Source organism: Micromonospora sp. NPDC000089, assembly GCF_042899365.1.
Lineage (GTDB): Bacteria > Actinomycetota > Actinomycetes > Mycobacteriales > Micromonosporaceae > Micromonospora.
The window spans coordinates 574,925-596,910 of sequence record NZ_JBIAZT010000003.1 but is presented as its reverse complement, the minus strand read 5'-3'; the positions used below and the strand labels follow the sequence as shown (position 1 = coordinate 596,910).

General features: G+C 74.1%; 20 protein-coding genes. 9 read left to right on the top strand and 11 right to left on the bottom strand.

From position 1 onward, the window contains the following. The first annotated feature begins 46 nt into the window (after window positions 1-46). From ACFY3U_RS09455 to sepH, 3 genes are all read left to right on the top strand, one after another. Window positions 47-1,153 carry a citrate synthase 2 gene (locus ACFY3U_RS09455; RefSeq protein ID WP_387197546.1) on the top strand — a complete coding sequence of 369 codons (1,107 nt, stop codon included), beginning with the start codon at window positions 47-49 and terminating at the stop codon, window positions 1,151-1,153. Window positions 1,154-1,437: 284 nt separating this feature from the next. Further along, complete coding sequence (gene serC, locus ACFY3U_RS09450; protein ID WP_387197542.1) at window positions 1,438-2,565, top strand: phosphoserine transaminase; 1,128 nt, start codon at window positions 1,438-1,440, stop codon at window positions 2,563-2,565. A 190-nt stretch (window positions 2,566-2,755) separates the two neighbouring features. Then, window positions 2,756-3,841, top strand: a complete 1,086-nt coding sequence (sepH, locus tag ACFY3U_RS09445; protein WP_387197539.1) for a septation protein SepH — start codon at window positions 2,756-2,758, stop codon at window positions 3,839-3,841. Between the two features lie 350 nt (window positions 3,842-4,191). On the opposite strand, the gene thpR is transcribed toward sepH, so the two are convergent. From thpR to ACFY3U_RS09420, 5 genes are all read right to left on the bottom strand, one after another. Continuing rightward, window positions 4,192-4,770, bottom strand: coding sequence for an RNA 2',3'-cyclic phosphodiesterase (gene thpR, locus ACFY3U_RS09440; RefSeq protein WP_387197536.1), 579 nt, complete (start codon window positions 4,768-4,770; stop codon window positions 4,192-4,194). 36 nt (window positions 4,771-4,806) lie between these two features. Then, the gene (locus ACFY3U_RS09435; RefSeq protein ID WP_387197533.1) at window positions 4,807-5,322 is read right to left on the bottom strand and encodes a hypothetical protein; all 516 of its coding nucleotides are present in this window, start codon (window positions 5,320-5,322) and stop codon (window positions 4,807-4,809) included. A 211-nt stretch (window positions 5,323-5,533) separates the two neighbouring features. Beyond that, on the bottom strand, window positions 5,534-6,820 hold the full coding sequence (locus ACFY3U_RS09430; protein WP_387197530.1) for an MFS transporter: 1,287 nt from the start codon (window positions 6,818-6,820) through the stop codon (window positions 5,534-5,536). Between the two features lie 71 nt (window positions 6,821-6,891). Then, entirely contained in the window at window positions 6,892-7,341 is a 450-nt protein-coding gene (locus ACFY3U_RS09425; RefSeq protein ID WP_387197528.1) for a MarR family winged helix-turn-helix transcriptional regulator, read from the bottom strand. A 127-nt stretch (window positions 7,342-7,468) separates the two neighbouring features. Continuing rightward, on the bottom strand, window positions 7,469-8,947 hold the full coding sequence (locus tag ACFY3U_RS09420) for an NCS2 family permease (RefSeq protein WP_387197525.1): 1,479 nt from the start codon (window positions 8,945-8,947) through the stop codon (window positions 7,469-7,471). 88 nt (window positions 8,948-9,035) lie between these two features. Here ACFY3U_RS09420 and ACFY3U_RS09415 point away from each other — a divergent pair, with 88 nt between their 5' ends. Next, complete coding sequence (locus tag ACFY3U_RS09415) at window positions 9,036-9,290, top strand: DUF2530 domain-containing protein (RefSeq protein WP_387197522.1); 255 nt, start codon at window positions 9,036-9,038, stop codon at window positions 9,288-9,290. Window positions 9,291-9,351: 61 nt separating this feature from the next. Here the strand turns inward: ACFY3U_RS09415 and ACFY3U_RS09410 are convergent, their stop codons facing one another. After that, entirely contained in the window at window positions 9,352-10,233 is an 882-nt protein-coding gene (locus tag ACFY3U_RS09410) for a DUF3027 domain-containing protein (RefSeq protein ID WP_387197519.1), read from the bottom strand. A gap of 87 nt (window positions 10,234-10,320) precedes the next feature. Here ACFY3U_RS09410 and ACFY3U_RS09405 point away from each other — a divergent pair, with 87 nt between their 5' ends. Both ACFY3U_RS09405 and ACFY3U_RS09400 read left to right on the top strand, forming a co-directional pair. Next, window positions 10,321-12,033 (top strand): MFS transporter, encoded by a 1,713-nt coding sequence (locus tag ACFY3U_RS09405; protein ID WP_387197516.1) that lies wholly within the window; start codon window positions 10,321-10,323, stop codon window positions 12,031-12,033. Continuing rightward, on the top strand, window positions 12,030-12,680 hold the full coding sequence (locus ACFY3U_RS09400) for a futalosine hydrolase (protein ID WP_387197513.1): 651 nt from the start codon (window positions 12,030-12,032) through the stop codon (window positions 12,678-12,680). Before ACFY3U_RS09405 ends, ACFY3U_RS09400 begins: the two co-directional genes overlap by 4 nt. Here the strand turns inward: ACFY3U_RS09400 and ACFY3U_RS09395 are convergent. Next, window positions 12,652-13,572, bottom strand: coding sequence for a GNAT family N-acetyltransferase (locus tag ACFY3U_RS09395; protein WP_387197510.1), 921 nt, complete (start codon window positions 13,570-13,572; stop codon window positions 12,652-12,654). The genes ACFY3U_RS09400 and ACFY3U_RS09395 overlap by 29 nt on opposite strands. Window positions 13,573-14,005: 433 nt before the next feature. On the opposite strand from ACFY3U_RS09395, the gene ACFY3U_RS09390 reads away from it, so the two are divergent. Continuing rightward, window positions 14,006-14,830: a 1,4-dihydroxy-6-naphthoate synthase gene (locus ACFY3U_RS09390; protein ID WP_387197507.1), complete on the top strand. Its 825-nt coding sequence runs from the start codon at window positions 14,006-14,008 to the stop codon at window positions 14,828-14,830. A 3-nt stretch (window positions 14,831-14,833) separates the two neighbouring features. On the opposite strand, the gene ACFY3U_RS09385 is transcribed toward ACFY3U_RS09390, so the two are convergent. After that, window positions 14,834-15,220, bottom strand: coding sequence for a cold-shock protein (locus ACFY3U_RS09385; protein WP_387197505.1), 387 nt, complete (start codon window positions 15,218-15,220; stop codon window positions 14,834-14,836). Between the two features lie 28 nt (window positions 15,221-15,248). Continuing rightward, window positions 15,249-15,872, bottom strand: coding sequence for an HAD family hydrolase (locus tag ACFY3U_RS09380; protein WP_387197502.1), 624 nt, complete (start codon window positions 15,870-15,872; stop codon window positions 15,249-15,251). 84 nt (window positions 15,873-15,956) lie between these two features. On the opposite strand from ACFY3U_RS09380, the gene ACFY3U_RS09375 reads away from it, so the two are divergent. Next, window positions 15,957-18,416, top strand: coding sequence for a helicase-associated domain-containing protein (locus ACFY3U_RS09375; RefSeq protein ID WP_387197499.1), 2,460 nt, complete (start codon window positions 15,957-15,959; stop codon window positions 18,414-18,416). Window positions 18,417-18,440: 24 nt separating this feature from the next. Here the strand turns inward: ACFY3U_RS09375 and ACFY3U_RS09370 are convergent, their stop codons facing one another. Both ACFY3U_RS09370 and ACFY3U_RS09365 read right to left on the bottom strand, forming a co-directional pair. Beyond that, window positions 18,441-18,680, bottom strand: a complete 240-nt coding sequence (locus ACFY3U_RS09370) for a hypothetical protein (protein ID WP_387197496.1) — start codon at window positions 18,678-18,680, stop codon at window positions 18,441-18,443. Between the two features lie 8 nt (window positions 18,681-18,688). Next, a complete protein-coding gene (locus ACFY3U_RS09365; protein ID WP_387197493.1) occupies window positions 18,689-19,630 on the bottom strand; it encodes a L,D-transpeptidase in 942 nt (313 codons plus the stop codon). Between the two features lie 174 nt (window positions 19,631-19,804). On the opposite strand from ACFY3U_RS09365, the gene ACFY3U_RS09360 reads away from it, so the two are divergent. Next, window positions 19,805-21,484: a DNA repair helicase XPB gene (locus ACFY3U_RS09360; RefSeq protein ID WP_387197490.1), complete on the top strand. Its 1,680-nt coding sequence runs from the start codon at window positions 19,805-19,807 to the stop codon at window positions 21,482-21,484. The last annotated feature ends 502 nt before the right edge of the window (window positions 21,485-21,986 follow it).

The following is a 21,986-nucleotide window of genomic DNA, read 5'->3' as shown; positions in this document are numbered from 1 at the left end:
CGGACCGGCCCGCTCGGGCGCACCGAGCCGGCAGCCAGGAGACGACATGTCCGACTTCAAACCGGGCCTGGAGGGCGTCGTTGCCTTCGAGACCGAGATCGCCGAACCCGACCGCGAGGGCGGCGCGCTGCGGTATCGCGGCGTCGACATCGAGGATCTGATCGGTCAGGTCTCGTTCGGCAACGTCTGGGCGCTGCTGGTCGACGGCCGCTTCGGGCCGGGCCTGCCGCCGGCCGAGCCGTTCCCGGTGCCGGTGCACTCCGGCGACATCCGGGTCGACGTGCAGTCCGCGGTCGCCATGCTCGCCCCGTACTGGGGGCTCGACCAGCTGCTGGACATCTCCGACCAGCAGGCCCGCGAGGACCTGGCCCGGGTGTCGGTCACCGCGCTGTCCTTCGTGGCCCAGTCGGCCCGCGGCCTGGGCCTGCCGGCCGTGCCGCAGAAGGAGATCGACAAGGCCGAGACGATCGTCGAGCGGTTCATGAAGCGCTGGCGCGGCGAGCCGGACCCGCGGCACGTCAAGGCCGTCGACGCGTACTTCATCTCGGCCGCCGAGCACGGCCTGAACGCCTCCACCTTCACCGCCCGGATCGTCGCCTCCACCGGCGCGGACGCCGCGGCCTGCATCTCCTCGGGCATCGGCGCGCTGTCCGGCCCGCTGCACGGCGGCGCCCCCTCCCGGGTGCTGAGCATGCTCGAGGCCGTCGAGCGCAGCGGCGACGCCGAGGGGTACGTCAAGGGCGTGCTCGACCGCGGCGAGCGGCTGATGGGCTTCGGCCACCGGGTCTACCGGGCCGAGGACCCGCGCGCCCGGGTGCTGCGGCGCACCGCCAAGGAGCTGGGCGCCCCGCGCTTCGAGATCGCCGAGGCGCTGGAGAAGGCCGCCCTGGCCGAGCTGCAGGCCCGCCGCCCGGACCGGGTGCTCGCCACCAACGTCGAGTTCTGGTCGGCCGTGGTACTGGACTTCGCCGAGGTGCCGGCACACATGTTCACCTCGATGTTCACCTGCGCCCGGATGGGTGGCTGGTCCGCGCACATCCTGGAGCAGAAGAAGCTCCAGCGGCTGGTCCGCCCGGCCGCCCGCTACGTCGGGCCGAGCCCGCGCAAGCCGCAGCAGGTCGAGGGCTGGGCCGCCATCCCGCACGGCGTCTGATCCTCGTACCGCCTGATCCTCGTACCCCGCTGAAGGGCCCGGTCCGCGCGCGGACCGGGCCCTTCGCGCGTGCCGTCGCCCGGCGGACGCTGTGGCGCACGACTCATCGCCGACCGTGGGACCACCGGTCGCGGCGGCCGGCCCGGGTGCGAGGATGAGAGTCGGCAGTGTCGCCGGACCGGGCCCGGATCCCGGCCGCGCCGCGCGCCCGCGCCGCGCCGCCGGGGCAGCTCCGGGCCAGCCCAAGGGCCCGCCCTCGCCCATGCGGAAGGAACTCGACCACCGTGGCTGACGCACCCACCATCCGGATTCCCGACGACCTCAGGCCCGCCGACGGCCGCTTCGGCTGCGGGCCGTCCAAGGTCCGTCCGGCGGCGGTCTCCGCGCTCGCCGACGTGGCCACCAGCTACCTGGGCACCTCGCACCGGCAGAAGACGGTCCGCGACCAGGTGGCCCGGCTGCGCCGCGGCATCGCCGAGTTCTTCGCCCTGCCCGAGGGCTACGAGGTGGTGATCGGCAACGGCGGCACCACCGCGTTCTGGGAGGTCGCCACGTTCGGCCTGGTGCGGGACCAGGCCCAGTTCGCCAGCTTCGGCGAGTTCGGCGCGAAGTTCGCCAAGTCCGTCAAGGACGCGCCGTTCCTGGGCGAGCCGACCGTACGCAAGGCGGAGCCGGGCAGCGCCCCGGCGTTGCAGGCCGAGGCCGGGGTGGACGTCTACGCCACCCCGCACAACGAGACCTCGACCGGCGTGGCGGTGCCGATCCACCGGGTCACCGACGCCGACCCGGGCTCGCTGCTGCTGGTCGACGCCACCTCGGGCGCCGGCGGGCTGAGCGTGGACGTCGGCGAGACCGATGTCTACTACTTCGCCCCGCAGAAGTGCTTCGGCTCCGACGGCGGCCTCTGGCTCGCGCTGATGTCGCCGGCCGCGCTGGAGCGGGCCACCGAGATCAAGTCCTCGGGCCGCTACATCCCGGCCTTCCTCGACCTGGTCACCGCGATCGACAACTCGCGGCTGGAGCAGACCTACAACACCCCGGCGCTGGCCACCATCTTCCTGGCCGCCGAGCAGACCGACTGGATGAACGACCAGGGCGGGCTGGCCTGGGCAGCCAAGCGCACCGCGGAGAGCGCCGCCATCGTGTACGGCTGGGCGGAGCGCTCCGACGTGGCCTCCCCGTTCGTGCTCGACCCGGCGCTGCGGTCCAACGTGGTCGCCACCGTCGACTTCGCCGACGAGGTGGACGCCGCCGCGGTGGCGAAGGCGCTGCGGGCGAACGGCATCGTGGACACCGAGCCGTACCGGAAGCTCGGTCGCAACCAGCTGCGGGTGGCGCTCTTCCCGGCGGTCGAGCCGGCCGACGTGGAGGCGCTGACCGCCTCGATCGACTACGTGGTCGAGCGGCTCTGACGCAGCCGTCACGGTGGGTGGTCCACGGCCGGGCCGGCGGCCACCCACCGTGATCATCGTTGCAGCTCAGTCGCGACATGCGGGTGTCGCGTCCCCCACCTCGGGGAAGATGAGCGTACGGTGGTTCGAGACGCCCGGGTGGCCGGCTCGTGGCGTGACGCGGCCAGCGAAGCGGGACGGAGGCTACGCCATGCGCCCAGTACGCTTCGTCGCCCTCTCCGAGGACGGCCAGGCGCTGGTGCTCGCCGACGAGGTGGGGCGCCTGCTCGCCCTCCCCATCGACGAGCGCATCGCCGGGGCCCTGCACGCCGAGCCCGGCGCGCCGCCGCTCGCGGTGGTGTCCAGCGCCGCCGACCCGGTGCCGTCGCTGTCCCCGCGCGACATCCAGGCCCGGATCCGCTCCGGCGAGTCCGCCGAGGACGTCGCCCGGATCGCCGGCGTGCCGGTCGACCGCGTCCTGCGCTACGCAGGCCCGGTGCTGCAGGAGCGGGCCATGCTCGCCCAGCACGCCCGGCGCACCCGGCTCAAGGGCGCCGAGAAGCCGACCCCACTGTCCGAGGTGGTCAACGGCCGGCTGGCCCAGCACGGCATCGACACCGAGAAGATCTCCTGGGACGCGTTCCGGCGCGACGACGGCACCTGGCGGATCGTCGCGACCTGGCCCTCCGGCAAGGCCACCGCGCAGGCGGTCTGGGATCTCGACAAGCTCCGGCAGAACGTCACGCCGCACGACGACATGGCGCAATATCTCTGCGCCGAGCGGCCCACCCCGATCCTCGGCCAGGAGCCGGCGCCGGAGCGGGGCGGGCACGCGCTGCCCGGCCCGTCGCGCGGCGAGCCGAGCCGGGGCGGCCACGGCCTGCCGTCGGCCGGCGAGCACAGCCGCCCGGGCCGCGACCCGATCCGGGCCGGCCGGGACGCCCTGCTCGCCTCGCTGGACAGGCCGCTCGGCGGCACCTCCGGGCGCGGGCTCGACCCGCGTTCGCCGGCCGCGCTGGCCGGTCAGGAGGCGCCCCGGCAGCGGGCGGTCGGCGGGGGCGCGGCGGCGCTGCTCGGCGGCGGCCAGGGCTCCGCGTTCGACGACGACTCGGACGCGCCGAAGGAGGTCCCCGCCGTACCGTCGCTCGCGGTGCTGCGGCCTCGGCGCACCGGCACCGCGGCGGCGGCCGCCGCGGCCGGCGAGTCGACCGACGCCTCCGGCAAGCCGCGCAAGCGCCTGCCGAGCTGGGACGACGTGCTGTTCGGCAGCGGCCCGGCGGCGCGCGAGTCGTCCTGATCCGACGGTTCCACCCTGGCGTTGGGCGGCACTGGACGTGCCCCCGTGCCAGGGTGGAGTCACGGAGTACACGAATCTGGGCCGCACCGGTCTCTCGGTGAGCCGGCTCTGCCTCGGCACGATGAACGTCGGCCCGCAGACACCCTGAACGCCCACCCCACCCCGCCCCACCCCACCCCGCCCCACCCCGGCCCGGCCCGGCCCGGCCCGGCCCGGCCCGGCCCGGCGATCTTGCACTTTCGGCCCCTCAAATGCCTGATATCTGGCTTTCGTCGAGGCCAGAAGCGCAAGATCGCCGGGGTCGAGTGGGGGCGGGGTCGAGTGGGGGCGGGGGTGGGGGTCGGGGTGGGTTAGAGGGGCCAGGTGGTGGGGTGGGTGTAGGTGGGGTGGGGGGACTGGTGGCTCTGGGTGAGAACCAGGTGGGTGGCGGGCCAGGGTGGGCCGGTGTAGGCGGTGAGGGACCGCTGGTCGGCCTGGACGTCGGGGGCGGGGATGCGGTCGCCGGGGCGGGCGATGGTCAGGTGCGGGCGGAACGGCTTGTCGTCGTACGGCAGGTCGTTGTCGCGCAGTCCGCTTCGGATCAGCCGGCCCAGCACGTGCAACGCGTCGACCTCGCCCCGCACGTCAACCCACAGCACGGTGGACCGGCCCCGGCCGAAGCGACCGCCGCCGGCCAGGCACAGCGTCGGCGGGCCGGAACGCAGCTCGCGAAAGGCGTCGGCGGCCGAGCCCAGGGCGTTCTGCACGTCGCTCAGGCGCTCGGCCGGCACCTCACCGAGGAAGGCGAGCGTGACGTGCAGTCGGGCCGGGTCGGCGAGCCGTACGTCGATGCCGGCGGCGGAGGCGGCGCCGACCCGCAGCCGCGCCACCCGGGCGGTCAGGTCGGTCACCGCGTCGGGGGGAGGATAGACCGCGGCGAACAGTCTCACGCCGCCACCGTAGCCGTCGAGGGGTGGACTACCGCCTCATGCCCGCCGGTTGCGGGGTCGGCGTTCGCCCTGGGTGGCCGGCACCGGCAGCCCGGCAGCGGCGAGCAGGCCCTCCACCCGGACCCGTTCGATCTCGCGGTCGACGCCGTCCAGTTCGGACAGGTGCTCGGTGATGCCGAGCGCCCGGCAGGCGGCCCGCAGCCGATCGTCGTACGCGTCGATGACCGAGCCGTGCCAGACCACCGAGCGGCCGCCGGCGGCGAGCCGGTGGCCGCCGAGCCGGCGCAGGTCCGCAGCGACGCGTTCGATGGGTTGCCGGTCGTTGCGGTCGAGCTCGGTGAGGTCGACGTCCCGGGTCAGCGCGTCCGCCTCGATGGCCCGGTCCAGCCGGGCGATGGTGCGTCGTTCGCGGCGGCGTTCCCGCCACTCGCTCCAGCCGCAGACGACCCGATCGAGGATCTCGTCGACGCAGAAGAGCATGGCGAACAGCACCGGCAGGCAGGCCACACCCAGGAACGCCAGTGCCAACGTCAGCGCGCGACCGCCTCCCACGCATCGACGCTAAAGCGTGGACGGGCCCACCGCCACCCGATTGCCGTTATCGGCACCCGACAGGGTTACGCCGACGCGCCGCCGCGAGGTTCCTCAGGGCCGCCGATCGGTGCGCTCGGGCCGCCACGCCGGCCCGACCCGGGTGCCGGCCCGGGTGCCGCGCCGGCCCGGGTGCCGCGTCCGCCCGCGCCGGCCGGCGGGCCGCCAGCGGTCAGCAGTCGGGGGCGGAGACCACGTAGAAGCGCGGCATCGGCAGCACCCGGAAGCGCAGCCGGGCGCCGGAGCGGCGCAGCTGCCAGGTGAGCGCGACCAGGGCGGTGACCAGGGAGATCAGGCCACCCATCCAGATGCTCGCGCCGGCGCCGTAGGTCTCGGCGACCCAGCCGATGATCGGCGCGCCGACCGGGTTGGTGCCGAGGAAGACCAGCACCCACAGGGCCATCACCCGGCCGCGGAAGGCGGCGTCCACGCCGAGCTGCACCCGCTGGTTGGCGGCCTGGGCGAAGAAGACCATGAAGAACCCGGTGGGCAGCAGCAGGGCGACCACCATCCAGTACGCCGGGGCGAAGCCGACCAGGGTGCCGAAGGCGGCACACCCGACGGCCGCACCGAGCACCACCCAGACCGAGGGCCGGCTACGCCGCCCGGTCCCGGCCAGCGCCCCGACCAGCGCGCCGACGGCCAGCGCGGTGCTGAACAGGCCGAACGTCGCGGCGCCGGTGCGGAACACCGTCTTGGCCAGCGCGGCGAGGGTGAGCTGGAAGTTGAACAGCGTCATCCCGATGATGGACATGACCACCATGGGCAGCAGCAGGTCGGGCCGGCGCCAGACGTACCGCAGGCCGTCGATCACCTTCGCCGAGTCGCGCTCGCCGACCGGCGGCAGGTCCTTGCGGTGCAGCTCCGCCGGGCGCATCCGGACCACGTTGGCCAGCGGGGCGACCGAGCTGATCGCGGTGAACAGGAAGACCGGGCCGACGTCGAAGGCGGCGATGGCCAGGCCGGCTACGGCCGGGCCGACGATCCGGGCGGAGTTGAACACCGCGGCGTTGAGCGAGAGCGCGTTGGGCAGCAGGGTGGTGCCGACCAGCTCGGAGACGAACGCCTGCCGGACCGGGGTCTCCACCGCGTTGGCGGTGCCCAGCAGGGCGGCGAACGCGAAGACGTGCCACAGCTGCACCAGGTCGGTCAGCACCAGAACGCTCATTACCAGCGCCAGCACGGTCCAGAAGGCGTTGGCGACGAAGAGCAACAGGCGCTTGTCGTACCGGTCGGCGAGCCGGCCGGAGAACAGGGTGAGCAGCAGTACGGGGGTGAACTGCAGCGCGGTGACCACGCCGAGCGCGGTGGCGGAGTTGTCGGAGAGCTCGAGGACGAGCCAGTCCTGGGCGATGAACATCATCCAGACGCCGATCAGTTTGATCAGCTGCCCGGTGGCGAAGAGTCGGTAGTTGCGGACTCGTAGGGACTGGAACATCGTGCTCAGCTTCGCCTGCACTCTTGGTGCGCCTCCTCGCGGTCGTACGCGTCATCGACGGCGGACGGCGCGGACCGGGCACGGTGGCGCGGTCAGGCGCGGGCGAGCTGCTGGAGGATCTCGGCGGCCCGCCGCAGCGTGTCGCGTTCGTCCTCCGTGAGCGCGGCCAGCCGGCTGGCCAGCCACTCGTTGCGGGCCCGCTCGAACTGGTCGAGCACGGCCCGGCCCCCCTCGGTCGCCGCGAGGATGACCTGCCTGCCGTCGGTCGGATGGGGGGTGCGCTGCACGAGGCCGCGCTCCTCCAACTTCGCGACGATCTTGGTCATCGTCGGCGGCTGCACCCGCTCGGTGTCGGCCAGCTCCCGCGGTGTCAGCGCTCCGGCCAGCCGGAGGCTGGTCAGCGCGCTGAGCTGGGTGACCGTCAGGTCGCCGACCGGGCGGGCCTGCCGGACCCGCCGGTTGAGTCGGGTGATCGCATCACGCAGCTGGGGCGCCAGCTGCGCCGGTGGCACGCGGTTCGCCGTCACCGTCCGCTCCGTCACGGTAGTTAGCCTAACTAATGAGCCTGGCTAACGACCACCGTTATGACCATGCTCACGAGGGGATTGTGCTGCTCCGGGCCGGGAATCCGATTGGGCTGCCGCCCGACTCCCGGCCCGGAGGCGGCGGTCAGAGCAGCGCGGACTCGATCGGCCCGCGCAGGAAGTACAGCACGAAGAGCGCGGCCACCGCGTACAGCAGCGGGTGGATCTCCCGCGCCTTCCCCTTGGCCAGCTTGAGCACCACGTACGTGATGATGCCCGCGCCGATGCCGTTGGAGATCGAGTACGTGAACGGCATCAGGGTGATGGTGAGGAATGCCGGAATCGCGATCTCGTAGTCGGTCCAGTCGATCGTCCGCACCGCGGTCATCATCAGGAAGCCGACCACCACCAGCGCCGTCGAGGCCGCCTCGAACGGCACCACCAGGGACAGCGGCGCCAGGAACATCGCCAGCAGGAACAGGGCACCGGTGACCAGGTTGGCCACCCCGGTCCGGGCGCCCTCCGCGACACCGGCGGCACTCTCGATGTACGACGTGTTGCTGGAGACGCTGGCCGCACCACCGGCCGCCGCCGCGATCGAGTCGACCAGCAGGATCTCCCGCGCCCGCGGCGGGGTGCCCCGCTCGTCCAGCATGCCGCCCTCCTGGCCGATCGCGACCATCGTGCCCATGGTGTCGAAGAAGTCGGTGATCAGCAGGGTGAAGACGAACATCAGCGGGACCAGCCAGCCGGCCCGGGCCCAGGAGTCCAGCACGTTGAAGTGGCCCAGTAGCGACAGGTCCGGGATGTCGACGATCTGCTTCGGCAGCTCGGGGACGTTCAGCGACCAGCCCTTCGGGTTCGGCCTGCCGTCGACGAAGGACGGGCCGACGTTGGCGACCGCCTCCACCACGATCGCCAGCACGGTCGAGGCCAGGATGCCGATCAGGATCGCGCCGCGCACCCGGCGTACCACCAGGACCAGGGTGATCAGCAGGCCGACCACGAAGACCAGCATCGGCCAGCTGACGATCTTGCCGTTGATGCCCAGGCCGACCGGGACGGTGCTGTTCGCCGCGTCCGGCACCCGGCGGACGAAGCCGGCGTCGACCAGGCCGATGATGGTCAGGAAGAGGCCGATGCCGACGCCGATCGCGGTCTTCATCTGGGTCGGCACCGAGCGGAACACCGCGGTGCGCAGCCCGGTGAGCACCAGCACGCCGATGATCACACCCTCGATCACCACCAGGCCCATCGCGTCCGCCCAGGTCATCTCCGGCGCGATCTCGTACGCGACCAGCGCGTTCACGCCCAGCCCGGCGGCCAGCGCCATCGGGAAGCGCCCCACCACCCCCATCAGCATGGTCATCAGGCCGGCCACCAGCGCGGTGGCGGCCGCGATCGCGGGGATCGGAAGCTTGGCGCCGTCGCCGTCGACGGCGCTGCCCAGGATCAGCGGGTTGAGCACCACGATGTACGCCATCGTGAAGAAGGTCGCGAACCCACCCCGCACCTCGCGGCTCGTCGTCGAACCGCGCGCGGAGATCTCGAAGAACCGGTCGAAACCGTTCCGGGGGTGGGCGGGATCGGGGGGAGTGCCGTTGTCCGGCGGCGCAATGGCCATCTGGTCCCTCGCAGGTGATCTTCCGTGGTCGGGCGCATCGTCGCAGATCAGCGGCCGACGACAAAGGCCGATCGCGTACGCTTTCCCGGTGCCCCAGGAGCAACCGCCGCGGCCCGAGCCGCTCGACCCGCCGATGGTGCCGTTCGTGCTGGCCGGGTTGGTCGCCTGGGCGGTGGCCGGTCTGCTGCTGCTGCTGTTCCGGGACTGGCTGACCAGCAACGGGCACCAGAACTGGCTCTGGACCTGCCTGGCCGGGTTCCTGTGGGGCTTTCCCGGTCTGGCCGTGATGATGCGACACGACGCCCACCGGCGCCGTCGTCGGGCGGCCGCTGACCAGCGCTGACCCGCTCCCGCCGTCTACCGACTCGCTTTCGGCGGTAGAGGTCGTGAGGTGAGCCGCGGCCCTACTGCTCGACCGGCTCCGCGGGCTCGGCGGCTCCGGCCTGGGCCGCCGGCTCGACCGCGGCGGTCGGCTCGACGGTCTCGGCGGCCGGCTCGGCCGGGGTCACCGGCATCGCCTCGACGGCGCTGTCGTCGTAGATCGTGGGCAGCTCGTCGACCGGCGCCTCGGCCGTGTCGACCAGCGCCTCGGAGTGCGCGCCGCAGCCGTGGTCGGCGCTGACCACCCGACCGTCGTCGGGGGCGTAGAAGTTGCCGCAGGCGCCGAAGGCCAGCCGCAGCGCGCCGGCCAGCGGCAGGTAGAAGCCGCAGGTGCCGCAGCGGGCGGGCGCCGGGGCGGCGGTGGAGATCGGGGCGGACGGGCCGTGGTCGCTGTCGTACCAGCGCTGGGCCGTCTCGGCGCGACCCTCGCGGGAGAGCACCCGGGGCCGGCCGAGGCCGAGCTCCCAGGCGGTCTCCTCGACGGCCGGGTCGTCGGAGAGCAGGTAGCCGGGGGCGAGGCGGTCGTCGTCCGGCGGGGTGAGCAGCAGGTCGCCGGGGCCGAGGTCGCCCGGCTTGAGCCGCTCCTGCCAGGGCAGCCAGCCCGGCGCCAGCAGCGCGTCGGAGCCGGGCAGCAGCACCGTCTCGCAGATCGTGACGTGCTTGCTGCGCGAGACCCGGGTGACGGTGACCGCCCAGTGCCAGCCGCGGTAACCGGCCATCAGGCACTCGAAGTAGTGGGTGACGGTCCGTTCACCCTCGGCGACCGCGCGCAGGTGGTCGCCGACGTCGGTGGGCTCCACCTCGGTGATGCCGGCGCGGGCCACCTCGACGGCGGCGGCGCAGACCTGGTCGAGGCGGGCGGCACGGGTGGAGGCGGGCCTGGTCACCCACCCATTGTTCCCCATGCTCCCGGGCGGCCGACGAGCACTCCCCCGATGGCTGTTCGACCGGTGGTGCGGCGGGACTCGATCCGATCGGCGAGGATGGGAGACATGCCGCTGTTCTCCCGCTCCGAGCGGTCCGTACTGGGACGGACCGCCGGCACCGGCATCCGCGCCACCCGGCTGCTGGTGCGCGGTTCGGTGCGCAGTGGGCGGTGGATGACCCGTCGGGCGGGTTCGGCCCGGGCCCGGGGCGCCGGCGGCGAGACGGGCATGGTCCGCCTCTTCGACCTGCACGCGGTCTCCTGCGCCGGGGACACGCTGATCGCCATCGGCCTGGCCGGGACGATCTTCTTCGACGTCCCGCTCGGCGAGGCGCGGACCAAGGTCGCGCTCTACCTGCTGGTCACCATGGTGCCGTTCGCCATGCTGGCGCCCGTGGTGGGCCCGCTGCTCGACCACTTCCGGCACGGCCGCCGGTACGCGCTGGCCACCACCATGCTCGGCCGGGCGTTCCTGGCCTGGCTGATCTCCGACTACATCGGCGGGTTCGGGCTCTACCCGGCGGCGTTCGGGGTGCTCGCGCTCTCCCGGGCGTACGGGGTGGCCCGCTCGGCGGCGGTGCCCCGGCTGCTGCCCGAGGGGCTGGGCCTGTCCCAGGTCGGGGCGCGGGCCAGCGTTTACGGCACGGTGGCCGGCGCCCTGGTCGCGCCGATCGGGCTGGCCGCCTTCTGGTTCGGGCCGCAGTGGCCGCTGCGGGTGGCGTCGGTGATCTTCCTGGTCGGCATGGTGATCGCGCTGCGGCTGCCGCCGAAGGCGGACTCCGAGCCGCCGGAGCGGGTGCCCCGCCCGCTGCGCGCGCTGCGCCGCGACGGTGACCGGCCGCTGGGCCGGGGGCGGCCGGCGGGGCGGCTGGTGATCGCCACCCTGATCGGGGCCGCGGCGCCGCGCGCGCTCTACGGCTTCCTGCTGCTCTTCCTCGCGTTCGCCCTGAAGAAGGGCGACCTGACCACCCAGTTCTTCGGCCGCGAGCTCAACGACCAGGCGGCGCTGGGCCTGGTCGGCGGGGCGCTGGCGGTGGGTGGCTTCCTGGCCACCGCCGTGGGCACCCGGTTGCGCATTCACCGGCCCACCGCGATCCAGGCGAACAGCATGATCATCGTGGCCGGGGTGGCGGTCCTGACCACCCTGCGCTTCTCCCTGGAGATGGTGACGGCGCTGTGCCTGGTCGCCGCCCTGGCCAGCGGGATCGCCAAGCTGGCGGTGGACGCGTCGATCCAGGAACGAATCCCGGAGCGGCTGCGGGCCAGCTCGTTCGCCCACTCGGAGACCGCGCTGATGCTGGCGTTCGTGCTCGGCGGCGGGCTGGGCCTGGTGCCGTTCGCCGGCTGGGTCGGCATCGCGGTCGCGGCCGGGGTGGGCTCGCTGGCCGCCGTCCGGGCCGTCGTGGTGGCCGGCAGGCTGCGCGGCGACCGCCTGATCGGCCGCCCCCTGCACGACGACGAGCTGGCCTTCGCCGAGACCGCCCGCGACCTCCCCGACGACCCGCCACCGCCCGTCGACCCCTGGGCCACCCCACCGCCCGCCACCGATCCCGACCGCCCGCACCCGACCGCCGCCACCCGGGCTGACGCGGCGAGTGCCGCCGCCGCGCAGGCGGCGCCGACCTCGCCGGCGCCGACCGCGCACCTCTCCCCCGGGTCGGCCGACGACGCCGGGCTCGCCCCGCCCGGGTACCACATCTACCGGCCGTCCTCCTCCGCCGTCGGCGGCTTCGGCGCCGACGGCGAGCAGCGGCGGGAGTCGCAGGGCCCGCTGTCGTGACCGGCCTGCTGGTGCTGACCGCGGTGCCCGCCGAGGCGGAGGCCGTCCGGGCCGGGCTGACCGATCCGACGGTCACCGTCCGCCCGATCGGGGTGGGACCGGCCGTCGCGGCGGCGGCCACGGCCCGCCTGCTCGCCCTGGCCGAGGCGGCCGGCCGCCCGTACCGGGCGGTGGTCAGCGCGGGGGTGGCCGGCGGCTTCACCGGCCGGGTCGCGGTCGGCGACACGGTGCTCGGCACCCTGAGCGTCGCGGCCGACCTCGGCGCCGAGTCGCCGACGGGCTTCCTGCCGATCGACCAGCTGGGCATGTCGCCGGAGCTGCTCGGCGGCGGCCCGAGCATCGGCGCCGACCCGCAGCTGCTCGCGACGCTGAGCGCGGCGCTGCCCGAGGCGACCCTCGGCGCCGTGCTGACCGTCAGCACGGTCACCGGCACGGCCGCGAGCACCGCGACCCTCGCCGACCGTCACCCGGACGCCGTGGCCGAGGGCATGGAGGGGTACGGCGTGGCGGTGGCCGCCGCCCAGGCCGGCGTCGCCTTCGCCGAGCTGCGCACCGTCTCGAACCCGATCGGACCGCGCGACCGGGACGCCTGGCGGATGCCCGAGGCGCTCGCCGCGCTCACCAAGGCTGCCCACGCTCTGCGCTGAGCGGTCGGAGCAGTTCCATCGCCAACGGCCGGCTGCTCGCGCCGCGGAAACCGCATGCGGCGAGGAACTGGACGCCCTGCCTCTCCGCCACCGCGTGGGCTCGCTCGATTCCGACCGCCGCCATCCGGGCCGTCATGGCATCCACCAGTCGGCCGCCGATGCCCAACCCGCGGTACCGCCGTGCGACCAACACCCCGTCCAGCACCAGTTCGGAGGCCCGTTCGTCGCCGTACTCGAGGTGCGGGGCGCGCTCGTGTGCCCGCAGCTCGCCGACCAACTCACCGTCGAGCAGTTCGGCGACGAAGCGCCAGCAGTTGCCGGGTCTCCCGTCGCCGGTGACCCAGCGCACCTTAGTCGCCCGGCGGATCCGCTCGTTCTCTCGTCGACGGTCCCGATAGCGCCGATTCCGTTCGTAGGCCGCCGGCGGCAGCTGCAGCGGGTACCGCTCGGGCGGGAGCTTGTACCAGTCCGCCCACCAGGCGCCGGGCCAGTCCTTCGGCTCCCGCACCGGCCAGACATCAAGGTGTGCCGGATAGCGCCGGTCGCCCAGGTCGCGCAGCTCGTCGTGAGGCACGGGCGGAACCGGGTACGCCGACGTGCCGCCGGGGCCCTCGTCGCCCTTGGAACAGCCGCTGGCAGCCGGGGCCTCGACCGTGATGCCGATCGCGCCGCCCATCGCCAGTACCAGCCGTTCGACCGTGCCGTAGCGGGGGTCGGTCGCTCGCCCGGACTCGATACGCGCGATGGTGGCCTGCGGCACACCCGACCTCTCGGCCAGGTCACGCTGGCTCAGATCGGCGTGGCGACGCAGGGCTCGGATCGTCCGAGCGAGATCGACCGGGTTTCCGGACCGCAGCGGCGTCGAGCCATCAGGCGGGGAGTCCGTGGTCACCGGTCAAGGCTGGGCCAACCCACCCGCCGCTATCAACAGCCACCCCGATCCTGTGGATAAGGCTGTGGAAAACCCGACTGCCTGGGGATGACCCGGTAGCGGCGGGCCCTTTGGAGCTGATGACGTAAACGATTCGCCCGCATCCGCCGGCAGATCGTTCACCGGTCACAGCAGCTGCCCGCTCCTCCGGAGCGCCGGAGCGCCGGAGCGGCGGAGCGGCGGAGCGGCGGAGCGGAGCCGTGAATCGTTTACGTCATCAGCTCCAAAGCGAACCGACAGAGCACCCCAGCACAGCCGACACCACCATCGCGGAATCAGCCATCGGCCCGTCGGGGCCGCGCTGGTACCGCCCCGCCACCGGACGGATCGCCGGCTGGATCACAGGCGACGGGCGCGGCGGGCCGGGGCGCCGGGGCGGGGCTACCGTGGGGGCGTGGCGCTCACCCTGGCGATCTCGCCCTGCCCCAACGACACGTTCGTCTTCGACGCCCTGGTGCACGGTCGGGTGCCCGGCGCGCCGCCGGTCGAGGTGACGTACGCGGACGTGGACGTCACCAACACGGCCGCCGAGCGCGGCGCGTTCGACCTGGTCAAGGTGAGCTACGCGGCACTGCCCTGGCTGCTCGACGACTACCACCTGCTGCCCTGCGGCGGGGCGCTCGGTCGCGGCTGCGGGCCGCTGGTGCTCACCCGCGGCGACCGCACTGACCTGAGCGGGGCGACCGTGGCGGTGCCGGGCGACCGGACCACGGCGTACCTGCTGTTCCGGCTCTGGTCCGCCGGCCGGCCGCCGGCGCGGATCGAGGTGGTGCCGTTCCACGAGATCATGCCCGGGGTGGCCGCCGGCCGGTACGACGCCGGGCTGGTGATCCACGAGGCCCGGTTCACCTACCCGCGGCACGGGCTGACCGCGCTGGTCGACCTCGGCGAGTGGTGGGAGGCCGACACCGGCCTGCCCATCCCGCTCGGCGCGATCCTGGCCCGCAAGGGCGCCGTCGACCCGATGGAGGCCGCCGGCTGGGTCCGGGAGTCCGTCCGGCAGGCGTGGGCGGACCCGGCCGCGAGCCGCGACTACGTCCTCGCCCACGCCCAGGAGATGGAGCTGGACGTGGTGGACCGGCACATCGGCCTCTACGTCAACGAGTTCACCGCCGACCTGGGCGAGGCGGGCTTCGCCGCGGTCGACGCGCTGCTCGGCCGGGCCGCCGACGCCGGGCTGATCCCCCGCGCCGCCGGCCTCCGCACCCCCGCGAGCTGACCCTCAGACCTCCAGCTCGCGCGCCACCGCGTGCACCAGCTGGGCGATCTTCTGGGCCGCCTTACGGTCGGGGAAGCGGCCGCGGCGCAGGTCCGGCTGGACCTTCGCCTCGAGCACCTTGATCATGTCCTCGACCAGGCCGTGCAGCTCCTCGGCCGGGCGCCGGCGCAGCTCGGCCACCGACGGCGGAGCCTCCAACAGCTTGGCGCCCATCGCCTGGCTGCCCCGGCGGCTGTCCACCACGCTGAAGTCGATCCGTTGACCGCCCTTGAGGTCGGTGACGCCCGCCGGCAGCGCGGCCTTCGGCAGGAACACGTCCCCGCCCTCGTCGCTGGTGACGAACCCGTACCCCTTGGCCGCGTCGTACCACTTCACTCGCCCCGTCGGCACCTTGGAACCCCTGCTTCACTCGTCATGACTACTGCTCCAAGGCTAGCCCGATGATCCGGTCGAGCGCCGCCGGGAATTGCCGAAGATCGTCAAGCACCGCGTACGCTCCGGCGTCGCGCAGCTCACCGGCCGTGCACGGGCCGGTGGCCACCGCGACCCCGGGAATCCCGGCGGCCCCGGCCGCCACCATGTCGGCCACGTGGTCCCCGACGTAGAGGGTCGCCCCGTGCTCCCGCAGCGCGGTCGCCTTCTGGTCGGCGAAGAGGTCACCGGCCAGCTCGTCCACCGGCAGCCCCAGGTGGTCCAGGTGCAGCTTCGCCAGCCGGCCCAGTTTGGCGGTGACCACCATGACCCGGCCGCCCCGCTCGTGCACCGCGGCGATCGCCGCCGCCGCGCCCGGCATCGGCACGGTCGGGGTGATCGCGTACGCCGGATACAGCTCCCGGTACGTGAGCACCGCCTCCTCGACCTGCTCGGGCGGGAACCAGTGGGCGATCTCGGTGCGCAGCGGCGGCCCCAACCGGCTCACCGCCAGGTCGGCGTCCACCGGCACACCGGTGCGCGCGGTCAGCGCGCGGAACGCCGCGGCGATCCCGGGGCGCGAGTCGACCAGGGTCATGTCGAGGTCGAAACCGACCATCAGCGCGGGCATCCTGAGAACGTACCCGGACAGGCCCGGCCGAGCCGGACGTCCGAGGGGCGGGAAAGCCCACCCGCGGGCTAGCGTGGAACGACGATGACCACCTCACTCGCCGACCACCTGCGCGCCCTGCCGGACGAGTCGCTCGCCGCCCTGCTCCAACTGCGGCCCGACCTCGTCGTGCCGGTGCCCGCCGACGTCGCCGCGCTGGCCCTGCGCGCCGAGTCGCGGGTGTCGGTCGCCCGGGCGCTGGACGGGCTGGACCAGTTCACCCTGCAGATCCTCGACGCCGCCCGGCTCACCCGACACCCGGACGACGGCACCACCAGCCCCGAGGCGGTGCTCGCCATGGCCACCGCCGGCCCGCACCCGCCGGCCCCGGCCACCGTCCGGGGCGCGGTGGGCAAACTCCGCGCGCTCTTCCTCCTGTACGGCCCGGAGCACGCGCTCCGCGTGGCGGGCAGCGTGGACGAGCTGGCCCCGTACCCGGCCGGGCTGGGCCGACCGGCGGCGAGCCTGGACCCGCGCACGGCCGCGGTCTGCGCGGACCCGGCGAAGCTGCGCCGCACCCTGCTGGCCGCCCCGCCGTCGGCCCGGGCGATCCTGGACAGGTTGGCCGCCGGCCCGCCGGTGGGCAGCGTGCCGGCCGGCGCGCTGCGGGCCCCGGCGGTCGGCGCGCAGGACGAGCTGCCCCCGGACGACGTGAACGGCGGTTCGCCGACCGGCTCGCCGGTGCGCTGGCTGGTGGAGGCGAGGCTGCTGGTGCAGGTGGCCACCGGCACCGTGGAGCTGCCCCGCGAGGTGGGGCTGTTGCTGCGCCGGGACACCGGCCCACTCGGCCCGCTGCGGACCAGCCCACCGCCGGTCTCGGCCGCACCGCGAGAGGCGAAGGCGGTCGACTCGGCCGGCGCCGGGCAGACCATGGAGGTGGTACGGCACACCGAGGCGCTGCTGGAGGGCCTGACCAACGAGCCGGCGCCGGTGCTGCGCTCGGGCGGCGTCGGGGTGCGTGACCTGCGTCGGCTGGCCCGCACGCTGGGCGTCGACGAGTCGACCACCGCGCTGGTCTTCGAGGTGGCGTACGCGGCCGGCCTGGTCGGCGAGCTGGACGTGCCGGGGGCGACCACCGGCCGGTACGGCGCCGACCAGCAGGTGGTGCCCACCGGCGGGTACGAGGTGTGGCGGGCCATGTCGCTGGCGTACCGCTGGGAGCAGTTGGCCCGGGCGTGGCTGACGATGAGCCGGCAGGTGGGCCTGGTCGGCCAGCGGGACGACCGGGACCGGCCGATCAGCGTGCTCTCCGCCGAGGCGGAACGGGCCGGCGCGCCGGCCGCCCGACGGGCGGTGCTCGGGGTGCTGGCCGATCTGGAGCCGGCCACCGCGCCCACCCCGGACGAGGTGCTGGAGCTGCTGGACTGGCGGGCGCCACGGCGCAGCCGGGGCCGGGAGAACGCGCACCGGGAGGTGCTGGCCGAGGCGGCCCAGCTGGGCGTGACGGGGCTGGGGGCGCTCACCTCGTACGGGCGGGTGCTGCTGGCGGACGTGACGGGCGCCGGTGAGCGGGGCGACGACCCGCTGGGGCTGCACTCGGAGGCGGAGAGCGGCGACCCGTCGGCGACGGTGCGGGCGCTGGACGCGCTGCTGCCCGCCCCGGTCGACCACTTCCTGGTGCAGGCTGACCTGAGCGTGGTGGTGCCCGGCCCGCCCGACCCGGCGCTCGCCGCCGAGCTGGACGTGGTGGCCGAGCTGGAGTCGGCCGGCGGGGCGAGCGTGCACCGGGTCACCACGGCCAGCGTGCGGCGCGCCCTGGACGCCGGTTACACGGCCGACGACCTGCACGCGCTGTTCCGCCGCCGGTCCCGCACACCCGTGCCGCAGGGGTTGACGTACCTGGTGGACGACGTGGCCCGTAAGCACGGCGGGCTGCGGGTCGGCTCCGCCGGGGGGTACGTGCGCAGCGACGACGAGGCGCTGCTGGCCGAGGTGCTGGCGGACCGCCGGTTGGAGCCGCTGGCGTTCCGCCGGCTGGCCCCGACGGTGCTGGCCACCCCGTACCAGGTGCAGCGGATGCTGATCGCGTTGCGCGACGCCGGGTTCGCGCCGGTGCCGGAGGACGCCTCCGGCGCGGCGGTGCTGGCCCGGCCGAGGACCCGGCGGGCGCCGGCCCGGACGCCGGTGACCACCCGCGCGGTGGATCCGATGGCGACCCCGCGGCTGCCGATGCCGCGGCTGCTGGGCGTGGTGGAGCAGATCCGGCGCGGCGACGCGGCGGCCCGGGCGGCGCGGCGGGCGCCGGCGGTGGTGCGCGGCGGGGTGGCGGCCGGCGGTCCGGCGCCGGCGCACGGGCACAGCGAGGCGCTCGCGGTGCTCCAGCAGGCGGTGCGGGACAAGGCGCTGGTCTGGGTCGGTTACGTCGACGCGCACGGGGCGACCACGTCGCGGCTGGTCCGGCCGGTGTCGATCGGCGCCGGCTACCTACGGGCGGAGGACGAGCGCACGGAGATGCTGCACACCTTCGCGCTGCACCGGATCACCGCCGCCGTCCGCGAGGACTGACCGGCGCTCACCAGCCGTGGCGGCTCAGCCACGGTCGCGGCGTACGGTGCCGACCACGGAGACGACCAGCAGCAGGGCGAACGCGGTGCCGGCGGTCTCCCCGACCGAGGCGACGAAGCCCTGCCGCTGCACCAGCCAGCCGAACAGGAACCAGCCGAGCAGGGCGACCCCGGCGACGGCGTAGCCGACCAGGGTCGCCGTGCTGACCGCGCCGGACGGCGACCCGTCCGGCGCGTCGTCGAGCGTGTCCCGGTCGACGGTCATGCCGAGGCTCAGGTGCCGGGGCGGCGGCCGAAGACCTTGACGGTGTTGCCGACCTTGCCCAGCTCCCACCAGCGGACCGCGTCGGTGGGCAGCAGGTTGACGCAGCCGTGCGAGCCGATCGCCGAGTTGTGCAGGTAGGTGGTGGTCTGGTGGAAGCCGATCCCGCCGTTGAACCGCTGCCAGTACGGCAGCCAGACGTCGTACGGGTCGGACCACTCCTTGAGGTTGCGCAGGTTGATCGTGTAGCTGCCGGTGGGGGTGGCGTAGCCGGACATGCCGGTGCGGGTGACGGTGGGGCCGGCGACGACCTTGCCGTCCCGCATCACCCAGGTGGTCTGCCGGGTCAGGTCGACGCAGAACGTGGTGCCGGAGCCGGCGTTGCAGGCGGCGGGGCTGGTGGTGGCCAGCCGCTTCGCCACGTCGTAGGTGAGCGGGCCGGCGCGACCGGCGGCGGGGCGGATGTCGTACCGCTGCTGGAACTTCTTGATCGCGAAGCAGTCGGTGTCGGACTGCCTGCCGTCGACCACGACCGGCCCGAAGCCGCCCAGCTTGGCCAGGTACGCCTCGACGTCGCGCTGGTGCTCGCCCTGCTCGCAGCGGGTGGGCGTGGCCGGCACCCCCCGACGGGGGCGGGGCGGGGTGGCCGGCACCGGCGTGGCCGCGCCGGTCTTCGCCGTGCCACCGGTGGTCTTCGCCCTGCCTGCCGTGGTCTTCGCCGTGCCGGCGCGGGACGCGGTGGTGGTCGTGGTGGCCTTGGTGACGGGCCGGGTCAGCTGGTCGGGCAGGGAGGCGACGCTCGCCCCCGTTCCCTGTTCCGCGCTGCCGACCGGGGCGAGCCCTCCTCCAACGCCACCCGGGTCGGCCTGCGGATCGAACGCGCACCCACCCGCGCCGACCAGCGTGACCACAGCCAGGGCGGCGACCCGAGTGGATATGCGGTTGATGGTCATAAAGGCCCTCCCCGAATCGTCCGTCCCCTTGCTAGACGTTCAGACCCCGGTGGTGGTTGCGCCCGGTGAAGCAAATTCTCGGCGCGACCGCGGGCCCGTGCAACACTGGATGGTCGGCCTGCGGCGGATGTCGCGCGAGGTGGCCGGCCAGCCGAGCTTCAGGAGGACGTTGGCGTGAGCAGTGGACCACTGATCGTCCAGTCCGACAAGACCCTGCTGCTGGAGATCGACCACCCGGACGCGCAGTCCTGCCGGATGGCGATCGCCCCGTTCGCCGAGCTGGAGCGCTCCCCGGAGCACGTGCACACCTACCGGCTGACGCCGCTGGGGTTGTGGAACGCCCGGGCCGCCGGCCACGACGCCGAGGCCGTGGTGGACGCCCTGATCAAGTACAGCCGCTACCCGGTGCCGCACGCGCTGCTGGTCGACGTGGCCGACACCATGGACCGGTACGGCCGGTTGCAGCTGGCCAACGACCCGGCGCACGGCCTGGTGCTGCGCGGGCTGGACCGGATGGTGCTGATCGAGGTGGCGAAGAGCAAGAAGCTCGCCGGCATGCTCGGCAACAAGATCGACGACGACACCATCCAGGTGCACCCGTCCGAGCGGGGTCGGCTCAAGCAGGCGCTGCTGAAGCTGGGCTGGCCGGCGGAGGACCTGGCCGGGTACGTCGACGGTGAGGCGCACCCCATCGAGCTGGCCGAGGACGGCGGGGACGGTGGTAAGCCGTTCACGCTGCGGTCGTACCAGCGGGAGGCGGTGGAGGCGTTCTGGGCCGGCGGGTCGGGCGTGGTGGTGCTGCCCTGCGGCGCCGGCAAGACGCTGGTCGGGGCGGCGGCGATGGCCGAGGCGAAGGCGACCACGCTGATCCTGGTGACGAACACCGTCGCCGGCCGGCAGTGGAAGCGGGAGCTGATCGCCCGCACCTCGCTGACCGAGGAGGAGATCGGCGAGTACTCGGGCGAGCGCAAGGAGATCCGCCCGGTCACCATCGCCACGTACCAGGTGCTCACCTCGCGGCGCGGCGGCGCGTTCACCCACCTGGACCTGTTCGGCGCCCGCGACTGGGGCCTGGTCGTCTACGACGAGGTGCACCTGCTGCCCGCGCCGATCTTCCGGTTCACCGCGGACCTCCAGGCCCGCCGCCGGCTGGGCCTCACCGCGACGCTGGTACGCGAGGACGGCCGGGAGGGCGACGTGTTCAGCCTGATCGGCCCGAAGCGGTACGACGCGCCGTGGAAGGACATCGAGTCGCAGGGCTGGATCGCCCCGGCCGAGTGTGTCGAGGTGCGGGTGACGCTGACCGACGCGGAGCGGATGGCGTACGCGACGGCGGAGGCCGAGGAGCGCTACCGGATGGCGGCGACCGCCCGCACGAAGCTGCCGGTGGTGAAGGCGCTGGTGGACCGGCATCCGGACGACCAGGTGCTGGTGATCGGCGCGTACATCGACCAGCTGCACCAGCTCGGGGAATACCTCGACGCGCCGATCATCCAGGGCTCGACCACGAACAAGGAACGGGAGCGGCTGTTCGACGCGTTCCGCTCGGGCGAGCTGCGCACCCTGGTGATCTCGAAGGTGGGAAACTTCTCGATCGACCTGCCGGAGGCGGCGGTGGCGATCCAGGTGTCCGGCACCTTCGGCTCCCGGCAGGAGGAGGCGCAGCGGCTCGGTCGGGTACTGCGGCCGAAGGCCGACGGCCGGCAGGCGCACTTCTACACGGTGGTCTCCCGGGACACCATCGACACCGAGTACGCCGCGCACCGGCAGCGGTTCCTCGCCGAGCAGGGGTACGCGTACACCATCGTGGACGCCGACGACGTGCTCGGCCCGTCGCTGCCGTCGTTCGACTGACCCTGGTTGGGCCACGCGGCCCGGCAGCGGCGGGCCCGGCGGCCTGCTGCCGTGCCGGGCTGCGCGGCTCCTCACCGGGGGCCAGGAGTCCGGTTCGGACACTATGGAGCTGATGACGTAAACGAATCAGCCGCCACGCGTGGTGCCTCGGCCGCGTCCCGCCGGACAGCGACTGTCGGACCCGTCGGGCAGACTCGCTTCCTGATCGTGGCCGGCGCCGTTGCCGGCCTCGGGCACGGGGGAGGCAGTTGTGGCGGTAACCGCCGACGATCGCGCGTGCGGGCTGGAGGGGTCGGCGTACCACCCCGGCGGCCGCGCCGCCCGGCAGGCAGCTCCGCGCATCGTGAGGGAGCACCGTGGCACCGGGTTGGCGTAGGGACTTCCGGTTCGTCTGGGCGGGCGAAACCACCTCGCTCGTCGGCACCCTGAGCAGCATCATCTCCGCGGACCGGGAGCCGGTGCCGGCCCGCTGACCGCAGTGGCCGTGGACCGACGGTCGGCG

Excerpts from the sequence above, each read along its gene's own strand:
- ACFY3U_RS09370 (WP_387197496.1), bottom strand. The coding sequence starts at position 18,680 with ATGACCGTCGACCGGGACACGCTCGACGACGCGCCGGACGGGTCGCCG.
- ACFY3U_RS09375 (WP_387197499.1), top strand. The coding sequence starts at position 15,957 with ATGACCACCTCACTCGCCGACCACCTGCGCGCCCTGCCGGACGAGTCG.
- ACFY3U_RS09420 (WP_387197525.1), bottom strand. The coding sequence starts at position 8,947 with ATGGCCATTGCGCCGCCGGACAACGGCACTCCCCCCGATCCCGCCCAC.
- ACFY3U_RS09455 (WP_387197546.1), top strand. The coding sequence starts at position 47 with ATGTCCGACTTCAAACCGGGCCTGGAGGGCGTCGTTGCCTTCGAGACC.
- ACFY3U_RS09365 (WP_387197493.1), bottom strand. The coding sequence starts at position 19,630 with ATGACCATCAACCGCATATCCACTCGGGTCGCCGCCCTGGCTGTGGTC.
- ACFY3U_RS09410 (WP_387197519.1), bottom strand. The coding sequence starts at position 10,233 with ATGGGGAACAATGGGTGGGTGACCAGGCCCGCCTCCACCCGTGCCGCC.
- ACFY3U_RS09405 (WP_387197516.1), top strand. The coding sequence starts at position 10,321 with ATGCCGCTGTTCTCCCGCTCCGAGCGGTCCGTACTGGGACGGACCGCC.
- sepH (WP_387197539.1), top strand. The coding sequence starts at position 2,756 with ATGCGCCCAGTACGCTTCGTCGCCCTCTCCGAGGACGGCCAGGCGCTG.
- ACFY3U_RS09380 (WP_387197502.1), bottom strand. The coding sequence starts at position 15,872 with ATGCCCGCGCTGATGGTCGGTTTCGACCTCGACATGACCCTGGTCGAC.